This is a genomic window from Streptosporangium sp. CA-135522 (assembly GCF_050949235.1).
Taxonomy (GTDB): Bacteria; Actinomycetota; Actinomycetes; order Streptosporangiales; family Streptosporangiaceae; genus Streptosporangium.
This window is the reverse complement of sequence record NZ_CP192026.1, coordinates 1,481,763-1,505,988: the sequence shown is the minus strand read 5'-3', so window position 1 is coordinate 1,505,988 and position 24,226 is coordinate 1,481,763. Positions and strand designations below refer to the sequence as shown.

Genomic DNA, 24,226 nt, shown 5'->3' with positions numbered 1-24,226 from the left:
CGTATCGGAACCGCCGGCGAACACCCACCAAACAGCGGGGTGTTCGCACCTACGACGCACCGCGACGCCATCCGGTTCCTCATGAAAGCCGCCGGGAGGCCAGGATGCTGATCAGGTGCAGAGCCATCTGCAGCACCGCGACCACGACACAGGCGACCATGAGCACCCGCGTGGCGGCCAGGCCGCCGCTGACCAGGTCCCACACCGCGGCGATCACCACGATGATCGACAGCTCGACGGCCTGGACGAGCCGGTGGAACTTCAGGGCGGCGGCGGCCTTGCGCGCCATGCCCAGGCCACGGGAGCTGAAGTGCTCGGCCGAGCTCTCGGTGGCCGCGACCAGACCCGACCGGGCGCGCGCCACATCGACCAGGTCGGTCTCCGCCTTGATCAGGATGGCGCCGAGCGCGGCGGCGAACCCCATCACGGTGTACCAGTCCGGAAGGACCGCCGACGCCCGGAAGCCCAGCCCGATGAGCAGGGCGGCCTCGGCGAAGTAGTGGCCGACCCGATCCAGGTAGACGCCGGTGATGGAGGTCCGCTTGGTCCAGCGCGCCAGCTCCCCGTCGGAGCAGTCGAGCAGCAGGTAGAGCTGGATCAGCAGGGCGGCGCCGACGGCGGCCCAGAGGCCGGGCAGCGCGAGGACCACGCCCGCCAGCAATCCGGACAGGATCATCAGCCAGGTGGTCTGGTTGGGCGTGATCGGCGTCTTGGCGAGGAACCAGGTGACGTAGATCGACAGTTTCCGCATGTAGAGCGCGCCGGCCCAGTGTTCGCCGCTGTTGCGGTCCATGGTCGAGTGCGGCTGGGCCACCGCACGGAACTCAGCGACCGACGGCCCGGACATAGTCCTCCACTCGATCGCGAATCTCCGGCTCCGACAGGCGCAGGTGCTCCAGGATGGTGTAACGCCCCGGGCGGGTCGACGGCGCCAGCATGACCGCCTCGGTGAACTGGTCGGCGGTCAGCCCCACGTCGCCAGGGGTGACCGGTAGCTCGTGCGCGCGCAGGCACTCGACGACCTGGTCGAGCCTTCGCGCGTCCTCGCGGAGGAAGAAACAGAAGGCGGCACCGATCCCGGCGAGCTCGCCGTGGTTGGAGGTGCCGGGAAAAAGCTGATCCACGGCATGCAGGATCTCATGATCTCCGCCGCTGGATGGACGGGAGGACCCGGCGATCACCATCGACATCCCCGAAAGGATGAGCGCCTCGGCCAGCACGGTCAGGAACGCGTCGGACTCGATCGAGTCGCCCCTGCCGATCACCGCCTCCGCCGCGGTGCGGGCCATCGCGCAGGCCACGCCGTCGATCGGCTCGCCCCGCTCGGCGTTGCCGAGCTGCCAGTCCTCGATCGCCGACAGGTTGCTCACCACGTCGCCGACCCCGGAGCGGACCAGCGACGGCGGCGCGTCGTGGACGAAGTCGAGATCCACCATGATGGCCAGCGGCATGGGCACGCCGAAGGAGCCCTTGCCGCCGTCGTGCGTCAGCGACGCCACCGGCGAGCAGATCCCGTCGTGCGACAGGTTGGTGGCCACCGCCACCATCGGGATCCCGGCCAGCGACGCGGCGTACTTGGTCGCGTCGATGGTCTTGCCGCCGCCGATCCCGACGAGCGCCTCGTAGGCGCCTTTACGCAGATCCGCGCCGAGCGAGACCGCCGCGTCCACCGAGCCGTCGGGCACCCGGAAGACCTGTGCCTCGCCGAGCGAGGGGGCGATCACCGAGGCGATCCTGTCGCCCTGGCCCGCCCCCACCGCCACCGCCACCCGCCCGGAGGTCGCCACCCGGCTGTCGGCCAGCAGCGAGCCGAGCTGCGCGATGGCGCCCCGCCGTACCTCCATGGTCAGCGGGGCGGGCAGCATCCTGGCTAGTATCGGCACGCGATCTCCCGCGCCTTCGCCAGGTCGTCGTGGTTGTCGACCTCGACCCACGAGACCTCGCCGATCGGGGCGACCGCGATCTTCTCGCCGCGGGCGACCAGCTCCTGGTAGCCGTCCTCGTAGTAGAGCTGCGGGTCGCGCTCGAAGGTGGCCTGAAGGGCGTCGGCGAGGCGCCCGCCGATACCGGGGCGGATCAGCGTCGCGCCGATGTACTCACCCGCGGCGTCGGCCGGGTCCATCAGCTTGGTGATCAGCGCCAGGTGGCCGTCGCCGTCGAGGGTGACCTTCATCTCCTCGTCGGCGAGCTTCTTGACGTCGTCCACCGCCAGCAGGATGTCGCTGGTCGCCGGGGCCGACAGCAGCGTGTGCTCGACGGAGACCGGGTGCACGGTGTCGCCGTTGACCAGCAGCACACCCTGGTCGAAGTAGTCGCGCGCGCACCACAGGGAGTAGGCGTTGTTCCACTCCTCGGCCTTGTCGTTGTGCACGAGGGTGAGCTTCACACCGTGCCGCCGCTCCAGCTCGGCCTTCCGCTCGTGTACGGCCTGCGCCTGGTAGCCGACGATGACCACGACGTCACGAAGGTCCGCCGCCGCGAGATTCCGCAGCGAGATGTCCATGATCGTGGTCTCGCCATCGACCGGCACCAGCGCCTTGGGCAGCGTGTCCGTGTACGGCCGCAGGCGTCGTCCGGCCCCGGCGGCCAGCACCATTCCCAGCAACGTGCGCTCCTCATCCAAGTGAGCCCCTCGGCGGGCACTCTGGCCCCAAAGGTTAGTTGGCTTTAAGCCCTGATGGTGTAATCCAGGGTTTGCCAGGCGTTCTCAATCGTGAGCGCCCAGGTCGGCCGCGTCCACCCCCGAACGCGGCGCGGCCAGCCAGCAGGTGACGCTCTCCCACCCGAAAAGGCCCCACAGGTAGAGCGAGAGCAGCGCGAAGACCAGCGTGACCTGCCCGGCGAGGCCGCCCAGGGCGACCAGCAGCATGCGGCCGTCCCAGCCCAGACCGGACGTGGCCAGCCAGTGCGGCGGGTAGACGCGCTGGCGCAGCCGGTAGACGACGTCGTAGTGGTGGAAGGCCATCGCGCCGAGCAGCAGGAAGATCAGCCAGGGGGGCACGTCGTGCGCGAACCCGACCGAGGCCACGAACCCGTATTCGGTCAGGCGCAGGATGGGCGGGACCAGCCAGTCGAACCGGCCGTCGTGCGGGTGGGAGCTGCCGGGGCCGGCCAGCAACAGCGCCACCGCCGGGGCGAACACCGCCAGCCCGTCGGTGCCGGCCACGCCCACCATCAGCAGCACCCCGGTCACGAACGTGCCGACGATCGCGGGCGGCAGCGGCGGGAGCTGCCCGGCCACCAGCGCGCCCATCGCCCGGGACAGGGCCCCGTCGTCCCGATAGGCCGTCACGGTGCTGTGCGGCACCGGAGCCATGTGCACGGATACCATGATCGCGGTCGTCTCCTCACTCGCTTCGCGGAACGCCGGCCGGGTCTCGCCTCTCGCTCCGCCGGCCGCGGAGCCGACGTCTCCGGTCACCGGCCGGGTGGCCTGTGGATTCTCATCGGCCCAGGGACCTGCCCATCCGGCCGGCGACCGTGTAGAGGGCGGCGACGCCGCCCCAGACCAGCAGCGCGACGAAGGTGACCCGCGCGTTGAACACCGCGGCGGTCAGGGCGATCAGGGCCATCCGCTCCCCGATGGGGAGCACGATGATCTTCTTGAGCCAGCGGGTGAACGAGCTCCGCTCCAGGCGGCGCGACAGCTTCACGACCGCGTTGCCCGACCCGTCCGCCGGCCCCCGCCGTTCCCGCAGGTAACGCTCGGCGGCGGCGATCCCGTCCGCGACCTCGGCCTGCCGTTCCAGCGGTGCCCGCGGGGACACCGCCCACGTGGCCGCCTCGGCCGGGACGGTCAGCGAGGCGGCCGTCCCGGCGCGGGCCGCCTTCAGCCGGCCGGCGTCGGCGCGGGCCCCCGTGTAGGAGAAATCGATCATGTGGCGGAGCATCTGCAGGACCATCGCCGAGACCGCCAGCACCCAGATGCCGTACGGACCGCCGTGGGAGTCGTCCAGCCCGGCGGTGTAGCCGATGGCCAGGCCCACGTAGACGGCGTACTCCTTGACCCGGTCGAAGGTGGCGTCCAACCAGGCGCCGAGCGGGGAGAACGCCCGGGTGTAGCGGGCCAGCTGACCGTCCACGCAGTCGAGCACGAACGACAGGTAGAGGAAGATCGCCCCGGCGATCTGCCCCTCGCGGGTGCCCGTGGTGAACCAGACCGCGGCGAGCACGGCCATGCCGACGGAGATCCCGGTGACCGCGTTCGGCGTCAGGCGCAGATCGGCCGCCAGCTTGACCAGGTGAGGGGACCAGGAGCTCACGAAATGGGTGGCGAAGAAGCCGTCGTCGGACTTGACCGTGGCCTCCAGCCGGGCGAACTCCTCGTCCACCTCCCCCAACCGCAGCACCGCCGAGTCGGCGCCCGCCTGTCCGGCCACCCGGTCGCAGCACAGCCGCCCGATCCGGCAGGCGCGCACGCAGACGCCGGAGCGGACCAGGCCGACCAGCAGCAGGTCGCCGACCTCGGCGGCCGCCATCGGGCCGAACCCCCCGGTCTCGGCCAGCCCGGCCAGCGTCTCGGCGACCTCGGCGAGGCCCTCCAGATCGGCCGCGCCGACCTGGAAGGCGCCCCGGAAGACGCCGTTGGCATCGGCGACGCCGTGGAAGGAGGTGCCCGCGGCGACCATCCGGTCCCCCTCGACCCGGACCGGCGGGCGCAACGGCCCGCGATCCCCACCGCCCATGGTCACCAGCGCGCTCGTACCGCGCGAGGGATGCTCCAGGAGCATGGCCAGCGCCTCGGTGTGAGCCACCAGGTCTCCGGCGACCACGGCCACCGGGCCGGCGGCCGAGCGGGCCACCCCGGCGACCCTGCGCAGATCGTCGGCGAGCCCCCGCGACCCCTCCGCGCCGATCATGTAGGCGCCGCCGGTGGCGTGGATGATGTCGCTGGAACGGGCGACCACGTGCACGTCTCCGACGGGGAGCCCGGCGAGCTGGCCGGTCAGCCGGTCGAGCAGCGTGCCGTCGGCGCAGCGCAGGCTCGCCGCCTCGGTGGTGGCGAGCACGACGGCGACCGTCTGGGAGGTGCCAGACGACGCGGGAGCGTGAGAATCATGCAAACCGGGCTCCTTCCGGGCTCCTTCGTATCCGACGGGATCACCGTACGAATCGGGGAGTGCGCACTTAGCGTAGCGAGATCTTGACTGGATAGCACGGGAGCGCGACCCGCGATCGGGTACGCACCCATTACGCTCGCCGTATCCGGACCGTTGAAGGAAGCAGATCTTGGCCGCTCTCGAACCACGCCTTCGCACCGTCGGGGTCGTCCTTGCCGGCGGGGTCGGCCAGCGTGTCGGCCTGAACACCCCCAAGCAGCTCGTCAAGATCGCCGGGAAGACGATCCTCGAACACACCCTCGCCCTGTTCAACGGCGCGCCGGAGATCGACGAGATCATCGTGATGATGACCCCGGGTTTCACCGACGAGGTGGAGCGGATCGTCGCCCGCAACGGCTTCAGGAAGGTCGGCAAGATCCTGGAGGGGGGCGCGAGCCGTACCGACACGACCTGGCGGGCGCTGAAGGCGCTGGGCGCGCAGGAGTGCGACGTGCTCCTGCACGACGCCGTACGGCCGCTGCTGGAGCCCCGGATCCTCACCGAGTGCGTGGAGGCCCTGAAGGTCTATTCGGCCGTCGACGTGGCGATTCCGAGCTCCGACACGGTCGTGGTGGCCGCTCCCGGCCCGCGCGGAGAGATCATCCGCGACATCCCCGAACGGTCCAGGTTGCGGCGCGGCCAGACGCCGCAGTGCTTCCGGCTCTCGGTGATCCGCGAGGCCTACGAACGGGCCTTCGCCGATCCCGACTTCGACAAGCAGCCGCCCACCGACGACTGCGGCGTGGTGTTGCGCTACCTGCCCGACGTGCCGATCTACATCGTTCCGGGCAGCGAGCACAACATGAAGGTCACCCATCCGGTGGACGTGTTCATCGCCGACAAGCTCTTCCAGCTCGCCGCGAGCAGCGCGCCGGAGCACTCCCCCTTCGCCTATCGGGAGGCGATGGAGGGCAGGACCATGGTGGTGTTCGGGGGCAGTTACGGCATCGGCGCCGACATCGTCGACCTGGCCGAACGCCACGGCGCCGAGGTGTTCTCCTTCTCCCGTTCGCTGAACGGGGTGCGCGTCGAGGACGCCCAGGCGGTGAGCGACGCGCTCGCCCACGCGGCCAAGGAGACCGGCAGGATCGACTACGTGGTCAACACCGCCGGCGTGCTGCACATGGGCAAGCTCGGCGAGGTGGACGACGCCACGATCGCCGAGACCGTGGGCGTGAACTACCTCGGTCCCGTCAACATCGCCAGAGCCGCCATCGGCCACCTCCGCGAGACCCAGGGCCACCTGCTGCTCTACACCTCCTCCTCCTACACGCGGGGCCGGGCCGACTACAGCCTCTACTCCTCGACCAAGGCCGCCGTGGTGAACCTGACCCAGGCCCTCGCCGACGAGTGGGCCGAGTACGGCGTGCGGGTCAACTGCGTCAACCCGGAGCGGACCAGCACCCCGATGCGGACCCGCGCCTTCGGGGAGGAACCGGCGCACACCCTGCTCTCACCGCGCGCCGTAGCCCAGACCTCCATGGACGTTCTCATCTCCGATCTGACCGGACATGTGATCGACGTCCGCCTCGGCGGAACCTGACACAGCGCGCCTACCAGGGCAAACACCGCACTCGGGTTAGCGTCGGAGGATGAAGCGTGACCCTCGTGCCCTGATGGCGTGCGCGGCGGCGCTCGGCTCCTATCCGCCGCTCGTCATCGCCGCCCTGTGGCCCCAGCCGTGGTCGTTCCTGGTGCTGTGCGTGCTGTCCTACGCGGCGGAGATCGTCGCCAGGCGGCACGCCCGCCGGCTGGTCGACACGCTGAGCAAGGTGCACCTGGGCGTCACGCTGCGGTTCACGATCCGCGAGACGGCCGCGATCATCCTGGTCGCGCGTACGGCGGGCACCGACTCACCCTGGTTCATGATCATGGTCCTGGGGATGCTCGCGCTTCACGGCGTGCGGGCCCTGCAGACGGGGCTGGCGATCGCCTACGCCGGCGTCCTCAAGCAGCTTCCGGTGCTGGCCCGCAACGTCGACGGCGTGGTGAGGCTCCCCGCGCCTCCCCCGGACATCCTGATCAACCACCGGAGCATGCGGGCGCTCTACCTCGACGTGTTCCCGATCGGCGGCGCGGCTCTGGGCGCGGTGCTCGGCACCGGTTACCAGGGGGCGGTCGGGGCGCTGATCGCGCTCGGCGCCGGAGCCGCGGGTGTGGTCGCCCTGCTGCCCCATCTGCGCCGGATCCGGCCACTCAGGAACCGTGACCGCGTGCTGAAGACGGCCGGAAAACGCCTGGCCAAGTACAGGCCGGAGGTGATCCTCTATTTCTCCGGGCCGGACGACTCGGCCTACCAGGCCACCATGTGGCTGCGCCCGCTGGAGCGGATCGACCGGCGGGTCGTGGTCGTCCTGCGGGAGCGGAGCATGCTCCGCCTGCTGGGGGAGACCTCACTGCCGGTGGTCTGCATCCCGGCGGCGGCCGACCTGATGAGCTTCGAGGCACTGGGGTCCGCCCGGGTGTGCCTGTACCCGTCCAACGTCGGCAAGAACATCCACATGCTCCGCATCCGGGGGCTGCGCAGCGTCTTCGTGGGTCACGGGGACAGCGACAAAGAAGCGTCGTTCAACCCGTTCACCAAGGTCTACGACGAGGTCTGGGTGGCCGGGCAGGCCGGTCGCGACCGCTACCTCCGCGCCCGGGTGGGCGTGGGCGACGAGGACGTCCACGAGGTCGGCCGCCCACAGCTCACCGGTGTCCGCACCACCGGGCCCGGCCTGCCCTTCCTCACCGTGCTCTACGCCCCCACCTGGGAGGGATGGACCGACGACCTGTTCCACACCTCGATCATCACGATGGGGCCCGCGATCGTCCGCACCCTGCTCGCCCGCTCCCCCGCACTCCGGGTGATCTACAAGCCGCATCCGTTGACCGGCTACCGTAACCCGGCCGCGCGCCGGGCCCACCAGGAGATCCTCGCGATGCTGGAGCGGGCCGAACTGTCCCGGTCGATCGCCCGCCACCCCGCCGGCACGGCCCGCGCCGAGCCGATCAGGCACCTTGCGGTCATCGGGCCCGAGCCGCCCCTCTACGAGTGCTTCAACCAGGCCGACCTGATGATCACCGACATCTCCAGCCTGGTGGCGGACTTCATCGCCAGCGGCAAGCCGTACGTGGTGACCAACGTGGCGGGGCTGCCCGAGCGGGCCTTCCGCGAGAGGTATCCGAGCACCGAGGCCGGTTACCTGCTCACCGAGGACCTGGACGAGCTGCCCGTCGTCCTGGCGGCCCTGGAGAGCGGCGGGGAGGACGTCCTGGCGGCGGCCAGACGCAAGCTGAGGTCCTACCTGCTCGGCCCCGACCATCCGGACGCCATGACCCGCTTCAACGACGCGGTGAACGGCGCCTGGCGCCGCGCCGCCGGTGAGGGCGTGGGCACCGGCGGAAGCGGGAGCGGAGGCGCCGGCGGCTGAGGCCGTACCGCCCCCGCGCACGCATGCCGCCCGCGCACGCATGCCGCCCGTGTGCACGTGCCGCCTGTGTGCACGTGCCGCCGAGGCCGCGACACGCGCGGGTCAACCCCGCGTCTTGACGGGCTTTCCGAGACTCTTCGGACTGGTGAGGAAGCCCCAGCCCCATGACATGTGCATGGTGACGTAGACCAGCGGCAGCCGGACGAGCGAGGCCGTGGGCAGGCCGCTGCCGGTCACCGCCGAGCCGGCCAGGATCGCCGCCAGGTAGCCGCCGGGAATCAGCAGGCCCGGCCAGAAGAACGGGGAGACGACCAGGCCGGCGAGGATGGCCAGCACGGCCGCCGGGGGTGCCAGGTAGCGCAGGTTGATCGTGCCCTCGTGGGTGCGGGCGACCACCCTCCGCCATCGGCCGTAGTGGAAGTACTGCTTGGCGAGGGCCTTGACGGTGGGCCTGGGCCGGTAGGAGACGCGCATCCGGGGCTGGAACCAGACCTGGCCGCCCGTCTCGCGGATGCGGTGGTTCATCTCCCAGTCCTGCGCCCGCTGGAAGTGCTCGTCGTAACCGCCGACCCGTTCCAGCGCCTCGCGGCGGAACACGCCGAGGTAGACGGTGTCGGCCGGGCCCGCGGTGCCACCGGTGTGGAAGCGGGCGCCGCCGACGCCGATCTTGGAGGTCATGGCGCGTGCCACGGCCTTCTCGAACGGCGTGACACCCTCGGCGGCCATCACGCCGCCGACGTTGTCGGCGCCGGTCTCCTCAAGTGTCTCCACAGCGACCCGGAGGTAGTCCTCCGGGAGCATGGCATGGCCGTCCACGCGAGCGATGATCTTGTTGCGGGCCGCGCGGATGGCGGCGTTGAGGGCGTTGGGAGTGCGGCCGGTCGGGTTCGGAACCACGGTGACCCGGGGGTCCTCGGCCGCGATCGCGTCCGCGACCTCCTGGGTCCGGTCCAGGGACGGGCCGATCGCGAGCACGACCTCGATCGGTCCCGCGTACTGCTGCGACAGGACCTGGCGCACCGCCTCCCGCAGATGGCGCTCCTCGTTCAGCACCGGGATGACGATGGAGATGGGGGGCCAGACACGTGTCTCGGGAGACGACGCCGGCGCGGGCGAGTCGGGGAACTGCTTCATGGCGTCGCTCACGCTACTGTACGAACGGGTACCTCATCGACCCAGCCGAGCCTAGGGGGCCACGCATGCGCGACCCGCAAGAGGACGACTCGGGGGTGCAGGTGGGCGGTGACGCCTACGGCACCGTTCGGGTGAATCCCCGACGTGACCGCAGGTCCGTCAGGGGAGCTCGTTCCCGGCGGCGCGGCCTGTTGATCGCCGCCGCGCTGTCCTGCGTGGTACTGGGCGGTTCCGGGGTCTCGTGGTCGCTGACGACCTACGCGGAGAAGAAGATCGAGGGGGTCGACGCGGGCGTGCCCGGGTCGCAGTCCACGGGCGCGATGAACATCCTGGTCGTCGGCGTGGACCGGCGCGACAACCTCTCCCGTCGGCAGCAGAACCAGCTCAAGCTGGGCCGCGAGAGCGGTCAGCGCACCGACACGATGATGGTGCTCCACCTGTCGGAGGACCACACCAGGGCCACCGTGGTCAGCCTCCCCCGCGACACCTGGACGACGATCCCCGGCCAGGGCCAGCACAAGATCAACGCGGCCTACCAGCTCGGCGGCCCGAAGCTGGCCGTACGAACCGTACAGAACATCACCGGCCTGACGATTCACCACTACGTCGAGGTCAACGTGCTCGGCTTCATCCAGGTGGTCGACGCGCTGGGAGGTGTCTCGGTGTGCACCCCGGTCGCGATCAACGACCCGAAGACCGCACTGACACTCCAGCCCGGCACCTACTCCCTCGACGGCGCCAAGGCTCTCGCCTACGCCCGCACCCGGGCCACCGCCCGCTCCGACCTGGACCGCATCGACCGCCAGCAGCAGGTCATCTCGGCCCTGCTGCACCAGGCCCTGAGCGGCGGCACGCTGACCAATCCGGTCAAGCTCGCCGCGTTCGTCGACAGCAGCCTCAGCACGCTCCGGGTGGACGACGCGCTCCGCAAGGACCTGCTCGGCCTGGCGAACCAGCTCAAGGACGTCTCCACCGACGACGTGTCCTTCGCCACGGTCCCGCTCGCCGACGTCGACTACCGGACGCCGACCAACGAGTCGGCCGTGCTCTGGGACAAGGACGCGGCCAAGGAGCTGTTCCGCCGGATCGCCGCCGACGAGCCGCTCACCAAGCCGGCCAAGACCGCCACGGCCGCCCCGAGCGCGACTCCGGCGGCGACGCCCTCGCCGTCGGCCACCCCGCCGACCGTGCCGCCCGCGCGGATCTCGGTCAAGGTGCTCAACGGCACCCTGATCACCGGCCTCGGCGGGCGGGCGCGGGCCGACCTGCTGAAGGCCGGGTTCCTGGTGCCGGAGGCCGCCGGCGACACCCGGGAGAGGGACCACGACAAGACGGTCATCCGGTACGGCACGGGCCGCGAGGACTCCGCGCGGACCCTGGCGGCAGCGCTGCCCGACGCGGACGTTCGCCTGGTGGAGGATCTCGGCGACCGGGTCGAGGTGATCGTCGGGCGGAAATACTCGGGGACCAAGAAGGTCACCGTCAAGGAGACCGCCAAGCCCACCGCGGCCCCGACCACGACCGTCACCCCCATGGCCAGGACCGCGACCGAGAACATCTGCAAAAAGTGAGCCGAGCGCATAAAGGTCACCTCTCAGGGCAGGTAAGCCCGCACGGAGGTGATGATCGTGATTCCGGTTTTCGATGTTCAGAGGTGGACCGACGGTTCCTGCGTGGTGGTGCGGGCGTCAGGCGAGCTGGACATGGCGGTCGCGCCCCGGCTCCGGGCCGAGGTGGACCGCGCCCTGGAGACGCCGGGTCATCGGTGTCTGGTGATGGATCTGACCGAGGTGCCGTTCTGCGACTCCGTGGGCCTGGGCATCCTGGTGGGCGCGCTCACCCGGGTCAAGGACGCCCACGGCCGCCTCATCCTGGTGGTGACCCCTGGAATGATCACTCACCTGCTGACGATCACCAATCTGAACCGGCACTTCGAGACGAGCGGCAGCCTGCGCGAGGCCCTCGACGCCGCCGCCTGAACCCCGCCTCTTGACCGCGAGGCCGATGAACGAGGCCGGCGAGATTCGGAAGGAACTCACCGCCTCCGGCGGACAGGTCGGCGAGGAGGCCGTGGCCGTCCCGTCGGCCGGCAGGATCGTCCGGATGCGAAACGGGGTGTCGGCCGTGACGGACGGGCCGGGTCATCGAGGAACAGGACTCGGCGGGCGCCGACGAGATGGACGAGCCCACCGCCGCACGGTTCGCGCAGGATTACCCCACCATCGCCCGCGCTCTCGCGAACGGCCGCCGCACCGGGCTCACCCGTGACCACATGTACGAGGCCGGACTGTCGTTGATCATCGGCGGGAAGTGAAGTCGACAGCTCCACCTTCCGCCGGCGGCCTATGCTGGGGCAAAGGTGAGGGAGTTTGATGATCCGAGTACTCGTGGCGGAGGACATGCGCATCCTCCGGGAGGCGCTGGTCGGGCTGCTTGAGCTTGAGGACGACATCGAGGTGGTCGCCGAACTCGAGACGGGTGACGCCATCGTGGAGACCGCTCTGCGACACCGGCCGGACGTGGCCATCCTGGACATCGAGCTACCCGGCCTCGACGGGCTGACCGCCGCCGCCCGGTTGCGTGAGCTGCTTCCTTCCTGCCGGACGCTGATCCTGACCGGGGTGGGCCGCCCCGGTCATCTGCGCCGGGCGGGCGGCGCGAACGTCGCGGGGTTCATGCTCAAGGACTCCCCGCTGCGGCAGCTGATCGAGGCGTTGCACAAGGTGGCCGCGGGCGAGCGGGTCATCGACCCGCAACTGGCGTACGCGGCGCTGGACATGCCGGCCAGCCCGCTGAGCGAGCGGGAGGCGGACGTGCTGCGGCTGACCGCCTCCGGGTCCGAGCCGCGTGAGATCGCCGCCGAGCTGAGCCTGTCGTACGGCACGGTCCGCAACTACCTGGCCTCGGCCGTCACCAAGCTGGACGCGCGCAACCGGGTGGACGCGATCCGCATGGCCACCGAAGCGGGCTGGTTGTAGCGGCTCAGGCGGCCGCCGTGACAGCCGACGGCAGCGGAATCTCGGCGGTCATGGAGAACCGGCCTTCGTCCGCCCGCACGGTCAGCCGCCCTCCCGCCTCGCGGGCCCGGGCCGTCAGGTTGGCGAGGCCGGAGCCGCCGGCCGGCCCTGGCAGGTCACGCGGAGCCGTACCGCACCGCCCACCTCGATCTGGCAGGTGCGCGGCCCACCGTTCCGCAACAGCGTGATGGTGGTACCGCGTAGTGCCCGGCCCAGCGCCACATCCGCCTCGGCCGGTAACGGCAGGTCGGAGTGGACGGCGATCCGGGTCTCGACGCCCGCCGTGGTGAGGACGGAGCGCGCGGCTTCGACCTCCGCCGCCAGCGTCCGCTCCCGGAAGCCGTCGGCCACCCGCCGCGCGTCGGCCAGCGCATCCCGCGCGATGTCCACGATCTCAGCCGAAGCCGCCGCCGACTCCAGTGTCCGGCGGCTCCGGTAGATGATCGCCGACAGGCTTCCGCCCAGCACCGAGCGCAGGTTCCGGGCAATGCGCAACCGCTCCCCGGCCACCTCCAGCGGAGCGAGTTCATCGCGGACGGCGTGCGCCTGCCGGACCAGATCCCGCAACCGGGTCAGCGCGAACAGCGCCACTCCGACGTTGAGATCGACGAACAGGGTGGTCAGTATCGCATCGACCATGTTGGCCGGGACGGTCACCGGACCCGCGATCAGCGTGTCGCCACTCACGACGAGCGCGAACAGCACCCAGGCCGCCCGGCCGCGCGGCACCCGACCCAGCGCGACCAGGAGCGACGTCCCGACGAGGGCCCCGATCACCACCACCCCGGCCGCGATCTCCCCGGCGGACGCCGGAGTCGCCGAGGCTCTGTCGAGTAAGGCGCTGACCCTGATCGGGAACATGAAGGTCAGGTGGATGAAGAGAAACACCCCTGCGATCCGGGGCGGCAGGCCGTCGTGCCACATGCCGGGGGACGCCGTACGGGGGAACGGGCGCACCCGCACCTCCTTCGGAACCGCGATGTGCAAAATGCATCCGGATCCTATGTAGACCGCAAACGACACAGTCGCATCGGGACATCCCCCGCCATGGCCGAGGCCGTCAACAGCGGGACCCCGGAGGTCTCGCGGCTGCGTTCCCGTCCGTCTCTGCGACGTGCAAAACGCATGGGCACCCCATGCAAAGCCCAGGTGAGCTGGTGCAAGGAGCACTATCTAGGCTTTCGCTCCATTTGAGAAGATTTTTTCAGGGCCGAAGTGCCCGGACGAAACCATCCCAAAACCCAGAACGGAATGATTTATTCCGGTATGATTGGAATAGAAGATTCCGTTCAATGGAGACTTCATGACCATCCTTGTCACCGCCGCCACCGCCCCCGCGGGCCGGTCCATCGTCGAACAGCTCATCGCCGCGGGCCGGAACGTCCGCGCCCTCACCCGTGACCCCAAAGAGGCGAATCTGCCGGAGTCCGCCGAGATCGTGGCCGGAGATCTGTCGGACGCCGACAGTCTCAAGGCCGCCTTCCAGGGCGTCTCGGCCGTGTTCCTGCTGGCCGTCGTCCCCGGTTTCGCCCCCGCCTTCCTGGCCGCCGCGCGTGAGGCCGGGGTCCGCAGGATCGTCTTCCAGTCCTCGGGGGCGATCGTCGACGGCGTCGAGGAACAGCCGAACCCCATCGCCGCCTTCCACGCGGAGCTGGAGCGGCAGATCCGCGAGTCCGGTCTGGAGTGGACGTTCCTGCGTCTTGAGATCGCCTCGGCCGACCCGCTGCAATGGGCGTTCGACGTACCGGGCCAGCTCGGCGCGGGGAACGTGGTGCGCGGCCCGTACGGCCAGGCGGGCTGCTCTCCCATTCACCCCGCGGACTTCGCCGCCGTTGCGATCTCCTGCTTCACCGGGGACGAGCACGCCGGGCAGGTCTACCACCTGACCGGGCCCGTCTCGCTCACCCACGTCGAACAGATCGAGCTGCTCGGCGAGGCCCTGGGTCGCCCGCTGCGCTATGAGGAACTGGAGCCGACGGTCGCGCGCAAGGCGATCAGCCCATACGCCCCGGCGGACGTCCTGTTCGAGACCTGGGAGAAGCACCTCGGCACGCCCGCCCCGGTCACCGACACGGTGGAGAGGATCACCGGCCGGCCGCCGCGGACCGTCACCGCCTGGGCCGCCGACCTCGCCTCCACCCTCCGCTAGCCCTCACCCCTACCAGATACCAGAAAGGCATCACCATGACCGAGATCAAGCCCTTCCGCGTCGAGATCCCCCAGGCCGACCTCGACGACCTGCAGGCCCGGCTGGCGCTGACCCGCTTCACCGACGAACTACCCGGCGCGGACGGCGCCTACGGCGTCGGCCTCGACTACGTCAAGCGGATGGTCGACTACTGGCGCACCGGCTTCGACTGGCGCGCGCAGGAGGCCAGGCTCAACGCCCACCCGCAGTTCACCACCGAGATCGACGGGCAGAACATTCATTTTCTGCACGTCCGCTCGGCCGACCCCGGCGCCCTCCCGCTGATCCTCACCCACGGCTGGCCCGGCACGGTCGTGGAATACCTCGACGTCATCGAGCCGCTCTCCCGGGACTTCCACCTCGTCATCCCGTCGATCCCCGGTTTCGGGTTCTCCGGGCCGACCAAGGACAAGGGCTGGGACCGTAACCGGGTCGCCAGGGCGTGGGCCGAGCTGATGAGCCGGCTCGGCTACGACCGCTACGGCGCGGTCGGCAACGACGGCGGCTCGCTCATCTCCCCCGAGGTCGGCAGGTTCGACGCCGAGCATGTGGTCGGCGTGCACGTCACGCAGATCTTCTCCTTCCCCTCCGGCGACCCGGCCGAGTTCGAGGGCCTGACCGAGCAGGAGCAGGCCGCCGTCCAGCACCTGCAGTGGTTCTGGGAGAACATGGGCGCTTTCAATGTGCTCCAGGCCCAGTCGCCGCAGACGCTGGCGCATGCCATCACCGACTCCCCCGCCGGGCTCCTCGGTTGGATGGGACAGCTCCTGACCGGTCTCGACGACGACTTCGCGCTGACCAACATCGCCATCCACTGGTTCTGCGGCACCGCGGGCTCCTCGATCCGCTTCTACTACGAGGACAAGCGGGCCGAACAGCCCACCGAGCCGACCACCGTGCCGATCGCGCTGGCGGGGTTCGCCAACGACTTCCAGTCCATCCGCCGCTTCGCCGAGCGCGACCACAAGAACATCGCATCCTGGAACACCTACGACACCGGCGGCCACTACGCCGCCCATGAGGCACCCGGCGTACTCGTCGCCGACGTGCGCGAGTTCTTCACCGGTCTTCGCTGACCACTCTCGGGAAGGGCCCCTCGCCGGAGCCCTTCCCGGTGGCGTTTCCGAAATAAATGGAACGGATCATTTAATTCCACTAATTGATGGAACAGATCGATCTGTTCCAGTCATGGAGAATCCGATGACTTCGACACTCGAAGCCCCCGCGAAGGTCACCACCCCGCCGATCCCCGGCCGCTGGCTCGGACTCTTCGCGATCCTCACCGCGACCCTGATGAACCTGCTCGATGCGAGCATCGTCAACGTGGCGCTGCCGGTGATCCAGCGGGAACTGGGTGGCTCCTACGCGACGATGCAGTGGATCGCGGCCGGCTACACGCTCGTCCTGGCGGTCGGCTTGCTGACCGGCGGGCGCCTCGGCGACATGTACGGCAGGCGGCGGATGCTGCTCGGCGGTGCGGCCGGATTCGTGATCGCCTCCCTGGCCTGCGCGGCGGCCTGGTCCCCCGAGACCCTGATCGCCGGGCGGATGCTGCAGGCGGCGTTCGGCGCGGTGATGGTGCCGCAGTGCTTCGGGCTGATCCGTGACCTGTTCCCCGGTCCGGAGCAGGCCAAGGCGTGGGGCCTGTTCGGCCCGAGCATCGGCTTGGCGACCATTCTCGGCCCGATCGTCGCCGGCCTGCTCATCAAGGCCGACCCGGCGGGCACCGGATGGCGCAGCATCTTCCTGATCAACCTGCCGCTGGGCCTGTTCGCTCTCCTCGCCGGCGCCCGGGCGCTCCCTCGCACCGCGGGCAACCGGTCAGCGAAGCTGGACCTGGTCGGGGTAGTGATCGCGGGGACCGGCATGGGCCTGCTGGTCTACCCGCTGGTCCAGGGCCGCGAGCTGGGCTGGCCCGCCTGGATCTGGGCCGTGCTCGGCGCATCCGTGATCGTCCTGGCCGGTTTCGTCTTCCACCAACGCCGCCGCTCGGCCTCCGGCAGGACGCCGCTGGTGGAGCTGAGTGTCTTCGCCCGCCGCTCCTACGCCTCCGGCGTGGTGTTCGTCATAGCCTTCTCCATCGCCATCATCGGCTTCTCCCTGGCGCTGGGCTTCCTGCTCCAGCTCGGCCTGCGCCACACCCCGATCGGCGCCAGCCTGGCGATGGCCCCCTGGGCCGTCGGCGCCTTCGTCGGCTCGGCCGCCGGGGCGATGGCGCCCAAGCTGGGCCGCAAGACCCTGCACATCGGCCTGGCCGTGATGGCGGCCGGCATCGCCGGAGCGTATGCGGTTTTCCAGATCTCGGGCGTCGAGCTGGGCGCCTGGCACCTCGCCCTGCCGCTGCTGGTCTCCGGAGCGGGCATGGGCATGATCTTCGTGCCGTTGTTCGACATCATCATGGGCGAGATCCAGGACCACGAGGTCGGCTCCGCCTCCGGCGCGCTGGAGTCCGTCCAGCAGCTCTCCGCGGCTCTGGGAGTCGCGATCCTGGGCACCGTCTTCTTCGACCGCTTCACCGCGCCCGGCGCTCCGGATGCCAACGCCCTGGCCGCCACCGGGCAGGTCACCCTGATCGCCCTGGTCCTGACCGTCGCAGCCTTCGCGATCGGCTTCCTGCTCCCGAAAAACGCCCGGCAGACGCACTGACCCGTCGGGTGTCGAGACCGCCCCGCCCCCTGCGACCGGCGCCTGTCCCGAGGCTCGCAACCTTAAGAACCTTAAAGAACAACCGGCCGGATGTCGCATCATCGACTGCGCAACCCAGGAACCCACGATCGGCGGCGAACCGAGCTCACCTGCTCGATGCCGAATACGCTCTGCGCGCGCTGGAAGAGGAGGGGGCCGGACTGTCATTGATCATCGACGGAAGTCGACCCGCGGAAGGCGACGGAAGGGGTCCGGAAACGGAAGGGGTCCGGAAGTCGAAAGGGGTCCGGGGGGAGTTAGGTACACCCCCGCTCGGTTGTCAGGTGCAATGGCGGCGGCCTCCCGACCCGGCATCGTCGAGGGCGAACCCGTTCGACCCGACAGGAGCCGAGTGTCATGTGGAAAGCCGACGACGAGATCACGGTGGTACCGGACGGCGGAGGCCGGGCGCCGGACGTCCCGCCCGGCCGGATGCTGACGAAGGCAGGCGCGTTCCTCGCGGTCGCCTTCGTGGCGGCCGGCGCGCTGGGGGCGGCGCAGTCGGCGACCCCGATTCCCACCGAGGTCGTCCAGCTGACCCAGTTCGGGCCGGCCCTCGGGGTGGGAGTGGTCGCGCTGTTGTGGCCCGCGCGGGTGCGGTCGACGCTCGCCGGAGCCTTCGGAAGGGTCCGCCTCGGCGTCCGCGGCCTGCTGCTGCTCGCCACGGCACCGCTGATCATCGCGCTCTGCGTCACCGCGTACGGCCTCATCACCGGAGATGTCCGGTTCACCCGTCCGAGCGCGCCGCACAACCCGTTCGCGCTGATCGTGGTGGCACAACTGATCGGCGCGTGCGGCGAGGAGATCGGCTGGCGCTGTTTCCTGCAACCGCTGCTGCGCGACCGTTTCGGGACGCTCACGTCGTCGGTCACGGTGGGGGTGCTGTGGGGCGTCTGGCACGTTCAGGTCTTCGCCCAGGCACCGGCCTACGCGGGCGCGTTCCTGCTGGCGACCGTGTCCCTGTCGGTCGTGATGGGGCTGGCCCTGGACCGGGTTCGTTCGTCCCGGCTGCTACTCGCCGGCGGCTTCCACGCTTTGATCAACCTCGGCCTGCTGCTGTTCATGGACGAGGAGGCCGGCGCGGTTCTCCCGATGGCGTTGTTCGGGGCTGCGTGCCTGGCGGCAGCGCTGCTGTGGGCCTGGAGGGCACCGGCTAGGATCCACGGGATCTCGGACCGCATTCGATGAGGTGACACAGCAGCGATGGCACCGGCCGTTTTCCGCCCCTGGGTCGCTGTCGGACGGTGCCAGCTGGCGGCTCTGTTCGCCCTGGCGGTGTTCACCGTCGGAGGGTTCGTGGTGTCCGCCCTGCTGTTGCTGCCGATCGGCATCGGCTTCTGGCTGCTCCCGCCCGCCGCGACGGCTCTGCGCGCGCTGTCGAACCGGTATCGCTCATGGGCCGCCCAATGGACGGGGGTGCGCGTCGACCAGCCGGACCCCTTGGTCGTCGACCGCGCCCTGAGCCGGCGCGAAAGGGCGAGGGCGATCCTCGCCGACGAGGGGTTCTGGCGTGACCTCGCATGGGCCTGGCTGGAACCGGGGGTCGGCGCGCTGCTGGTCGCCGTTCCCCTCGCCCTCATCGAGTACGGGGCGTTCGGCGCGCTGGTGCAGCCGTTCCTGTGGCGGCTCATCGACGACGGCAACTGGTATGCGTTCATTCCGGTGCACAGCACGGCGATGATGCTCGCCGCGCTGGTGCTGGGCCTGGCTTTCATGGTCACCGGCGTGCTCGTCGCGCCTGCCGTGCTCCGGCTGCATTCCCGGTGGAGCCGGCTGCTGCTGTCCGCGCCGCGCCGTGCGGAACTCGCCCGCCGGGTCGAGCGGCTCACCGACATCCGTGCCGAGACGCTGGACACCCAGGCAGCCGAGCTGAGACGCATCGAGCGGGACCTGCACGACGGCGCGCAAGCTCGGCTCGTCGCCCTGGGCATGACGCTGGACAGTGCCATCCGGCTGCTGGAGACCGACCCGGCCGCCGCCCACGAACTGCTGCTGGACGTGCGCGAGACGTCCGCACGGGCGCTTGAGGATCTACGTGACCTGGTCCGTGGCATCCACCCCCCGATACTCGCCGACCGCGGCCTCGGTGACGCCGTCCGGTCACTGGCGCTCGACAGTTTCCTCGACGTCCATGTCGAAGTCGGGTTGCCCGGCCGGCTTCCGCCCCCGGTCGAATCCGCCGCCTACTTCGCGGTCAGCGAGATACTGGCCAACGCGGCGAAGCACTCCGGCGCCCGCGACGTCCGGATAGTCCTGGAACACGAGGGCACGGTGCTGCGGATCACGATCACCGACGACGGCCAGGGCGGTGCGGACGCCTCCCGGGGCACCGGGCTGCGCGGCCTCCAGCGCCGATTGGATACCTTCGACGGCGTTCTCGTCCTGCACAGCCCGCGGGGCGGTCCGACCACCGTGACGATGGAGATCCCGTGCGCGTTGTCCTCGCCGAAGACCTCTTCCTTCTGAGGGAAGGGCTGATCCGCACACTCCAGGAGCACGGCTGCGACGTCGTCGCCGCGGTGGACAACGGCCCGTCCCTGCTGCGTGCGCTGCTCGACGAGAAGCCGGACGTCGCGGTGGTCGACGTACGGCTGCCGCCGACCTTCACCGACGAGGGCCTGCAGGCCTCCCTGGAGGCCCGCCGCCGACGGCCCGGCCTGCCCATCCTCGTGCTCTCCCAGTACGTCGAGCAGCTCTACGCCAACGAGCTGCTGGCCGGCGGCGACGGCGCCATCGGCTACCTGCTCAAGGACCGGGTCACCAACACCGACCAGTTCGTCGACGCGGTCCGCCGGGTCGCCGCCGGCGGTACGGTGATGGACCCGCAGGTCATCATGAAGCTGCTGTCGCGCAGCGACGCCCGAGGCATGATCGGCGGCCTGACCCCGCGCGAACGCGATGTGCTCGAGCTGATGGCCGAAGGCAGATCGAACGCCGCCATCGCGAGTGGCCTGCACATCAGCGAGAGCGCCGTGGCCAAACACATCGCGAGCATCTTCGCCAAGCTCCGGATCGCCCCCTCCACCGATGACAACCGGCGGGTCCTCGCCGTACTGGCCTATCTCAAACGCTAGAACAGGACGCCTCGTCCAACGCCCGCGCGGGGCCGGGTGCGAGGCGGACGACCTGTACAGGACCGGACACCAGGCATTTCGGTGGACATGCGCGGCTCGGTGGCCGAAATGGCCGGAGGCGGCGGAGTGTGACCATTGACGCCAGGTCATTCCCGGATGGACCACGGCCAGCGTCCCATGCCATCCCCCACGGTCTGGTCGTGCGGCGCGCGCCGCCGTACTGGACGCCATGAAGCTCCGGCCCGGCCGACCGGGCATGACCTGCTGACGCCGAAGAGGCGTTGTCCTGACCTGTTTGATCATCATGGCGCCGCCGAGTTCCAGCGGCGACTTCCGATCTCGCAGAGCCGGCCTTTCCCGGACGCATCGGCGCAATCGATCTTGACGCTTAGATAGCCGATATGTATAACAAGCATGCACTGTTCATCCAGCACCCCCGATGAGGAGGAATCAGTGCGCACCTTCCACGCCTTGACCTCAAGTCAACAGGTCATTGTGCCGACTGGACAGCACGATCTCATCACCGACTTTACGGAGCAAAAACATCGAAACATCACATCGCCGAGGCATGTACAACCGCCTCCGCTTTCCGCTCGTCCGTGCGCTCGCCCGGAGTTGCGTCGCCGTCGCCGCTCTCGCGTTCCTCGCATCCGCCCTGCCGTCAAGTGCCTCCGCCGGCAGCGAATCCAGCAAGCCCCGGCCGAAAAAAGCCGTTGCGGCCGTCAGTGCCCGACCCAACGACGGTTCCGGATATTGGCCGGACTTCTCGAACACCGGCTATGCCAATACGCCGGCCAATGCCGGAGGCCTGGGCTTGAGGGCGTATCCGGGCAAGCTCACCGACTATGCGCCGAACATGAGCGACAGTAAACCGTTGACGCTCGATTTCCCCGATAACAGCGTCATCTCCTTCAAGCGTTTCCGGGCTTTGAAGGTTATTATCTACGGCGACAATCTCACGTTCGTCGGCTGTTTGTTCGAGGGCACCATTCCCAATGACAACCTCGTCCAGGTCTATTCGGACAACAATATCAAATTCCTTTACTCGACGTTCAAGCCGAGTTCCTACTCGAGGCCTCCCGGCAACGACGGCACCGTCTCGTCATCTCATTCCAAGCCCGGCACGCCGTTCAACAAGTCCTGGCAGCTTGCCACGACGATGAAGGAAGCCGTTGCCGTCATGGATCACAATGACATCTGGGGCAACGCGGGTATGGAGATGGTGACAGGTTTCCCGGGCCGCCCGTCGACCTGGACGAACAACTACATCCATGACATGGCCGATACGTCACATGACGTCTATCACCACGACGGCATAGGCCCGCAGAGCGAAGGCAACGGCGGTCCCATGGTCGTCCACCACAACACCCTGGCCTCGTTGGGCAACACCAACGCCCTGGCCCTGCAGGGCGACGGTGTCTACAACAACATCAAGTTCACGAACAACTACGTCTCCGGCTGGGGTTACGCGATTTCCATAGGCGTCGTCAACAACGCCAAGAACATCACCGTCACCGACAACGTCTTCTCGGCGGAACTCGAGCAGTTGTACGGTTTCCTGTACGGCAACCTCTGGGGCGGGTCGGCCCGCGGCTCCACCTGGCGTCGCAATCTCATCCAAGCCCGTGCGGGGGACGGCAACCGCGCCTATTCGACCACCGACAACGGCAAATATCTATGGCCGACCGACCCTAAGACCCACACCACCGACTACACGGGCTGAATCCCTTAACATGTGACGGCCGCCGCACTACGCGCTGCTCTTCGTGAACCATGTCGACGCGAAGAGCAGCGCGCCGATCCTCAGCCGCAACTGACGCACGATTGAATCGGCGCCTCCGAAGGACGGCACCTCGCAAGGACGCGAGCTCGATGGCAGGACCCGACGAAGAACCGATCGCCCCGGCCACGTGCCGTGATCAGCCGTAATCCGCAATCGTCCCGGTCCACCGCCGTCACGCCGGTTTCATCGGCCGGATCCCTCGAACTCGCCGACGCTGCCCGCTCGGGCCGGTAGGAGCAAGGCGGTGACGACCACGACCACGGACAGCACCGCGCCGATGATGAAGGCCAGCCGCATGCCGTCGAGGTTGGCGAGTGCCTCCGTGGCTCCCGCGGATCTCAGAGCATCGGCTCGCGCGCTCATCACGGTGATCACGAGCGCGGTGCCGATGGCCGCGGAGACCTGTTGCAGCGTGCTCAGGATCGAGCTCGCGTGAGAGTAGAGCTGCGGCGGAACCGCTCCGAGCCCGAGGGTGAACACCGGGGTGAAGGTCGCGGCCAGACTCACCATCAGCAGCGCGTGCAGACCGAGGAGCTGCCAGAACGGCATGGTCATCGTGACCTGGGTGAAGCCGGCGAGCGCGAGCATGATCCCGATCGCGCCGGGGATGACCAGAACCCGGCCGCCGAACCGGTCGAACAGGCGGCCGACGGTCGGACCGAGCAGTCCCATCGCGAGGCCGCCCGGCATCACGAGGAGTCCGGTCTGCAGGGCGCTGAGCTCGCGGATGTTCTGCAGATACAGCGGCAGCAAGATCATTGAGCCGAGCATCGCCATGAAGGACACCGACATCAGGATCAGCGCGACCGTGTAGGTGCGGTAGCGCAGGGTACGCAGGTCCAACAGCGGCACGCCGCGCTTCTGCAACGACAGCTGGCGGAAGACGAAGACGGCGATGGCGATCAGGCCGGCCGCCACGATTCCGACGGCAACGCGGACGTCGCCGCCCTCGAACCGGCTGAGCCCGTAGACCAGGCTGCCGAAGCCGGCGGCGGCGGTCACCACGCTCAACCAGTCGACGGTGCTGACCTGGGGCTCTCCGACGTTCTTGAGCTGCTTCAGGCCGCTCCATGTGATCACCGCGGCGATGGGGAGCACCACGGCGAACAGCAGCCGCCAGGACCCGAATTGGAGGATCACCCCCGAGACCGCGGGGCCCATCGCGGGCGCGACCGAGATGGCCAGCGTGACGTTGCCCATCACCCGGCCCCGGTCCGTCTCGGGCACCACCTGCATCAGCGTGGTCATCAGCAGCGGCATCATCACGGCCGTTCCGGACGCCTGGATGATTCGGGCGCCCAGCAACACCCCGAACGACGGCGCGATGATGGCCAGCGCCGTGCCGAGCAGGAACAAACCCATCGCGGTGGTGTACGCGCGGCGGGTGGACACCCTCTGCAGGAACCATCCGGTGATCGGGATGACAGCGGCCATGGTCAGCATGAAGGCGGTCGAGAGCCACTGCGCGGTCTGCTCGGTGATGTGCAGCGCGCCCATCAGCCGCGGGATCGCATTGAGCAACAACGTCTCGTTGAGGATGACCACGAATGTGGCGAGCACCAGCAGCCGGATCACGGCCGGGGTGCGACCTGAACCTGAAACGGGGGTCGCGGGTTTGGCAGGTGAGTCGAGCTGTGGGCTGGACACGGTACCTCGATCGGGGTTGTCGGACATGACGTGGTCATGGCTGGTGTCCCAGCCCTGGGTCTCACAGGAAGTTGCGGTCATGCAAAGACTGACCTACACCACCGACAAAACTCATCGACCGCGCCCAACATTCCGGCAAGTGATGCGAAATGTCACCCGATTTTTCCCGGCGGTGGACGACGA

Annotated in this window: 21 protein-coding genes; 13 read left to right on the top strand and 8 right to left on the bottom strand. The window is 69.3% G+C overall.

Going from position 1 to position 24,226, the window contains the following annotated elements:
• Positions 1 to 79 precede the first annotated feature (79 nt).
• From ACQPYK_RS07410 to ACQPYK_RS07390, 5 genes are all read right to left on the bottom strand, one after another.
• Positions 80 to 847 carry a CDP-alcohol phosphatidyltransferase family protein gene (locus ACQPYK_RS07410; RefSeq protein WP_433252227.1) on the bottom strand — a complete coding sequence of 256 codons (768 nt, stop codon included), beginning with the start codon at positions 845 to 847 and terminating at the stop codon, positions 80 to 82.
• The gene (locus tag ACQPYK_RS07405; RefSeq protein ID WP_433258716.1) at positions 825 to 1,865 is read right to left on the bottom strand and encodes an iron-containing alcohol dehydrogenase family protein; all 1,041 of its coding nucleotides are present in this window, start codon (positions 1,863 to 1,865) and stop codon (positions 825 to 827) included. Before ACQPYK_RS07405 ends, ACQPYK_RS07410 begins: the two co-directional genes overlap by 23 nt.
• 5 nt (positions 1,866 to 1,870) lie before the next feature.
• On the bottom strand, positions 1,871 to 2,605 hold the full coding sequence (locus ACQPYK_RS07400) for a sugar phosphate nucleotidyltransferase (protein ID WP_433258714.1): 735 nt from the start codon (positions 2,603 to 2,605) through the stop codon (positions 1,871 to 1,873).
• A gap of 102 nt (positions 2,606 to 2,707) precedes the next feature.
• Positions 2,708 to 3,331, bottom strand: coding sequence for a DUF5941 domain-containing protein (locus tag ACQPYK_RS07395; RefSeq protein ID WP_433252224.1), 624 nt, complete (start codon positions 3,329 to 3,331; stop codon positions 2,708 to 2,710).
• Between the two features lie 112 nt (positions 3,332 to 3,443).
• On the bottom strand, positions 3,444 to 5,063 hold the full coding sequence (locus ACQPYK_RS07390; protein WP_433252221.1) for a CDP-alcohol phosphatidyltransferase family protein: 1,620 nt from the start codon (positions 5,061 to 5,063) through the stop codon (positions 3,444 to 3,446).
• 166 nt (positions 5,064 to 5,229) lie between these two features.
• On the opposite strand from ACQPYK_RS07390, the gene ACQPYK_RS07385 reads away from it, so the two are divergent.
• On the top strand, positions 5,230 to 6,642 hold the full coding sequence (locus ACQPYK_RS07385) for an SDR family NAD(P)-dependent oxidoreductase (protein WP_433252218.1): 1,413 nt from the start codon (positions 5,230 to 5,232) through the stop codon (positions 6,640 to 6,642).
• A gap of 49 nt (positions 6,643 to 6,691) precedes the next feature.
• Positions 6,692 to 8,515, top strand: coding sequence for a CDP-glycerol glycerophosphotransferase family protein (locus ACQPYK_RS07380; protein WP_433252215.1), 1,824 nt, complete (start codon positions 6,692 to 6,694; stop codon positions 8,513 to 8,515).
• A gap of 102 nt (positions 8,516 to 8,617) precedes the next feature.
• Here ACQPYK_RS07380 and ACQPYK_RS07375 read toward each other — a convergent pair whose 3' ends face one another.
• A complete protein-coding gene (locus ACQPYK_RS07375; protein WP_433258713.1) occupies positions 8,618 to 9,649 on the bottom strand; it encodes an ExoA family glycosyltransferase in 1,032 nt (343 codons plus the stop codon).
• 65 nt (positions 9,650 to 9,714) lie between these two features.
• Between ACQPYK_RS07375 and ACQPYK_RS07370 the strand changes: the two genes are divergently transcribed.
• From ACQPYK_RS07370 to ACQPYK_RS07355, 4 genes are all read left to right on the top strand, one after another.
• Entirely contained in the window at positions 9,715 to 11,220 is a 1,506-nt protein-coding gene (locus ACQPYK_RS07370; RefSeq protein ID WP_433252212.1) for an LCP family protein, read from the top strand.
• Positions 11,221 to 11,277: 57 nt separating this feature from the next.
• On the top strand, positions 11,278 to 11,628 hold the full coding sequence (locus tag ACQPYK_RS07365; protein ID WP_433252209.1) for an STAS domain-containing protein: 351 nt from the start codon (positions 11,278 to 11,280) through the stop codon (positions 11,626 to 11,628).
• A 197-nt stretch (positions 11,629 to 11,825) separates the two neighbouring features.
• A complete protein-coding gene (locus ACQPYK_RS07360) occupies positions 11,826 to 11,963 on the top strand; it encodes a hypothetical protein (RefSeq protein ID WP_433252206.1) in 138 nt (45 codons plus the stop codon).
• Positions 11,964 to 12,021: 58 nt separating this feature from the next.
• Positions 12,022 to 12,627, top strand: a complete 606-nt coding sequence (locus tag ACQPYK_RS07355) for a response regulator transcription factor (protein ID WP_433252203.1) — start codon at positions 12,022 to 12,024, stop codon at positions 12,625 to 12,627.
• Positions 12,628 to 12,741: 114 nt separating this feature from the next.
• Here ACQPYK_RS07355 and ACQPYK_RS07350 read toward each other — a convergent pair whose 3' ends face one another.
• Positions 12,742 to 13,623 (bottom strand): hypothetical protein, encoded by an 882-nt coding sequence (locus tag ACQPYK_RS07350; RefSeq protein ID WP_433252200.1) that lies wholly within the window; start codon positions 13,621 to 13,623, stop codon positions 12,742 to 12,744.
• A gap of 346 nt (positions 13,624 to 13,969) precedes the next feature.
• Here ACQPYK_RS07350 and ACQPYK_RS07345 point away from each other — a divergent pair, with 346 nt between their 5' ends.
• The 7 genes from ACQPYK_RS07345 (at position 13,970) to ACQPYK_RS07315 (ending at position 22,336) form a co-directional block, all read left to right on the top strand.
• A complete protein-coding gene (locus tag ACQPYK_RS07345) occupies positions 13,970 to 14,815 on the top strand; it encodes an NAD(P)H-binding protein (RefSeq protein WP_433252197.1) in 846 nt (281 codons plus the stop codon).
• A 35-nt stretch (positions 14,816 to 14,850) separates the two neighbouring features.
• On the top strand, positions 14,851 to 15,930 hold the full coding sequence (locus ACQPYK_RS07340) for an epoxide hydrolase family protein (RefSeq protein WP_433252194.1): 1,080 nt from the start codon (positions 14,851 to 14,853) through the stop codon (positions 15,928 to 15,930).
• Between the two features lie 124 nt (positions 15,931 to 16,054).
• Entirely contained in the window at positions 16,055 to 17,500 is a 1,446-nt protein-coding gene (locus ACQPYK_RS07335; RefSeq protein WP_433252191.1) for an MFS transporter, read from the top strand.
• Positions 17,501 to 17,896: 396 nt separating this feature from the next.
• On the top strand, positions 17,897 to 18,727 hold the full coding sequence (locus ACQPYK_RS07330; protein ID WP_433252188.1) for a lysostaphin resistance A-like protein: 831 nt from the start codon (positions 17,897 to 17,899) through the stop codon (positions 18,725 to 18,727).
• A 15-nt stretch (positions 18,728 to 18,742) separates the two neighbouring features.
• Positions 18,743 to 20,005, top strand: a complete 1,263-nt coding sequence (locus tag ACQPYK_RS07325) for a sensor histidine kinase (protein ID WP_433252185.1) — start codon at positions 18,743 to 18,745, stop codon at positions 20,003 to 20,005.
• On the top strand, positions 19,969 to 20,613 hold the full coding sequence (locus ACQPYK_RS07320; RefSeq protein ID WP_433252182.1) for a response regulator transcription factor: 645 nt from the start codon (positions 19,969 to 19,971) through the stop codon (positions 20,611 to 20,613). Before ACQPYK_RS07325 ends, ACQPYK_RS07320 begins: the two co-directional genes overlap by 37 nt.
• Positions 20,614 to 21,181: 568 nt before the next feature.
• Positions 21,182 to 22,336, top strand: coding sequence for a hypothetical protein (locus ACQPYK_RS07315; protein ID WP_433252179.1), 1,155 nt, complete (start codon positions 21,182 to 21,184; stop codon positions 22,334 to 22,336).
• A gap of 243 nt (positions 22,337 to 22,579) precedes the next feature.
• Here ACQPYK_RS07315 and ACQPYK_RS07310 read toward each other — a convergent pair whose 3' ends face one another.
• Positions 22,580 to 24,124: an MDR family MFS transporter gene (locus ACQPYK_RS07310; protein WP_433252176.1), complete on the bottom strand. Its 1,545-nt coding sequence runs from the start codon at positions 24,122 to 24,124 to the stop codon at positions 22,580 to 22,582.
• Positions 24,125 to 24,226: the final 102 nt, after the last annotated feature.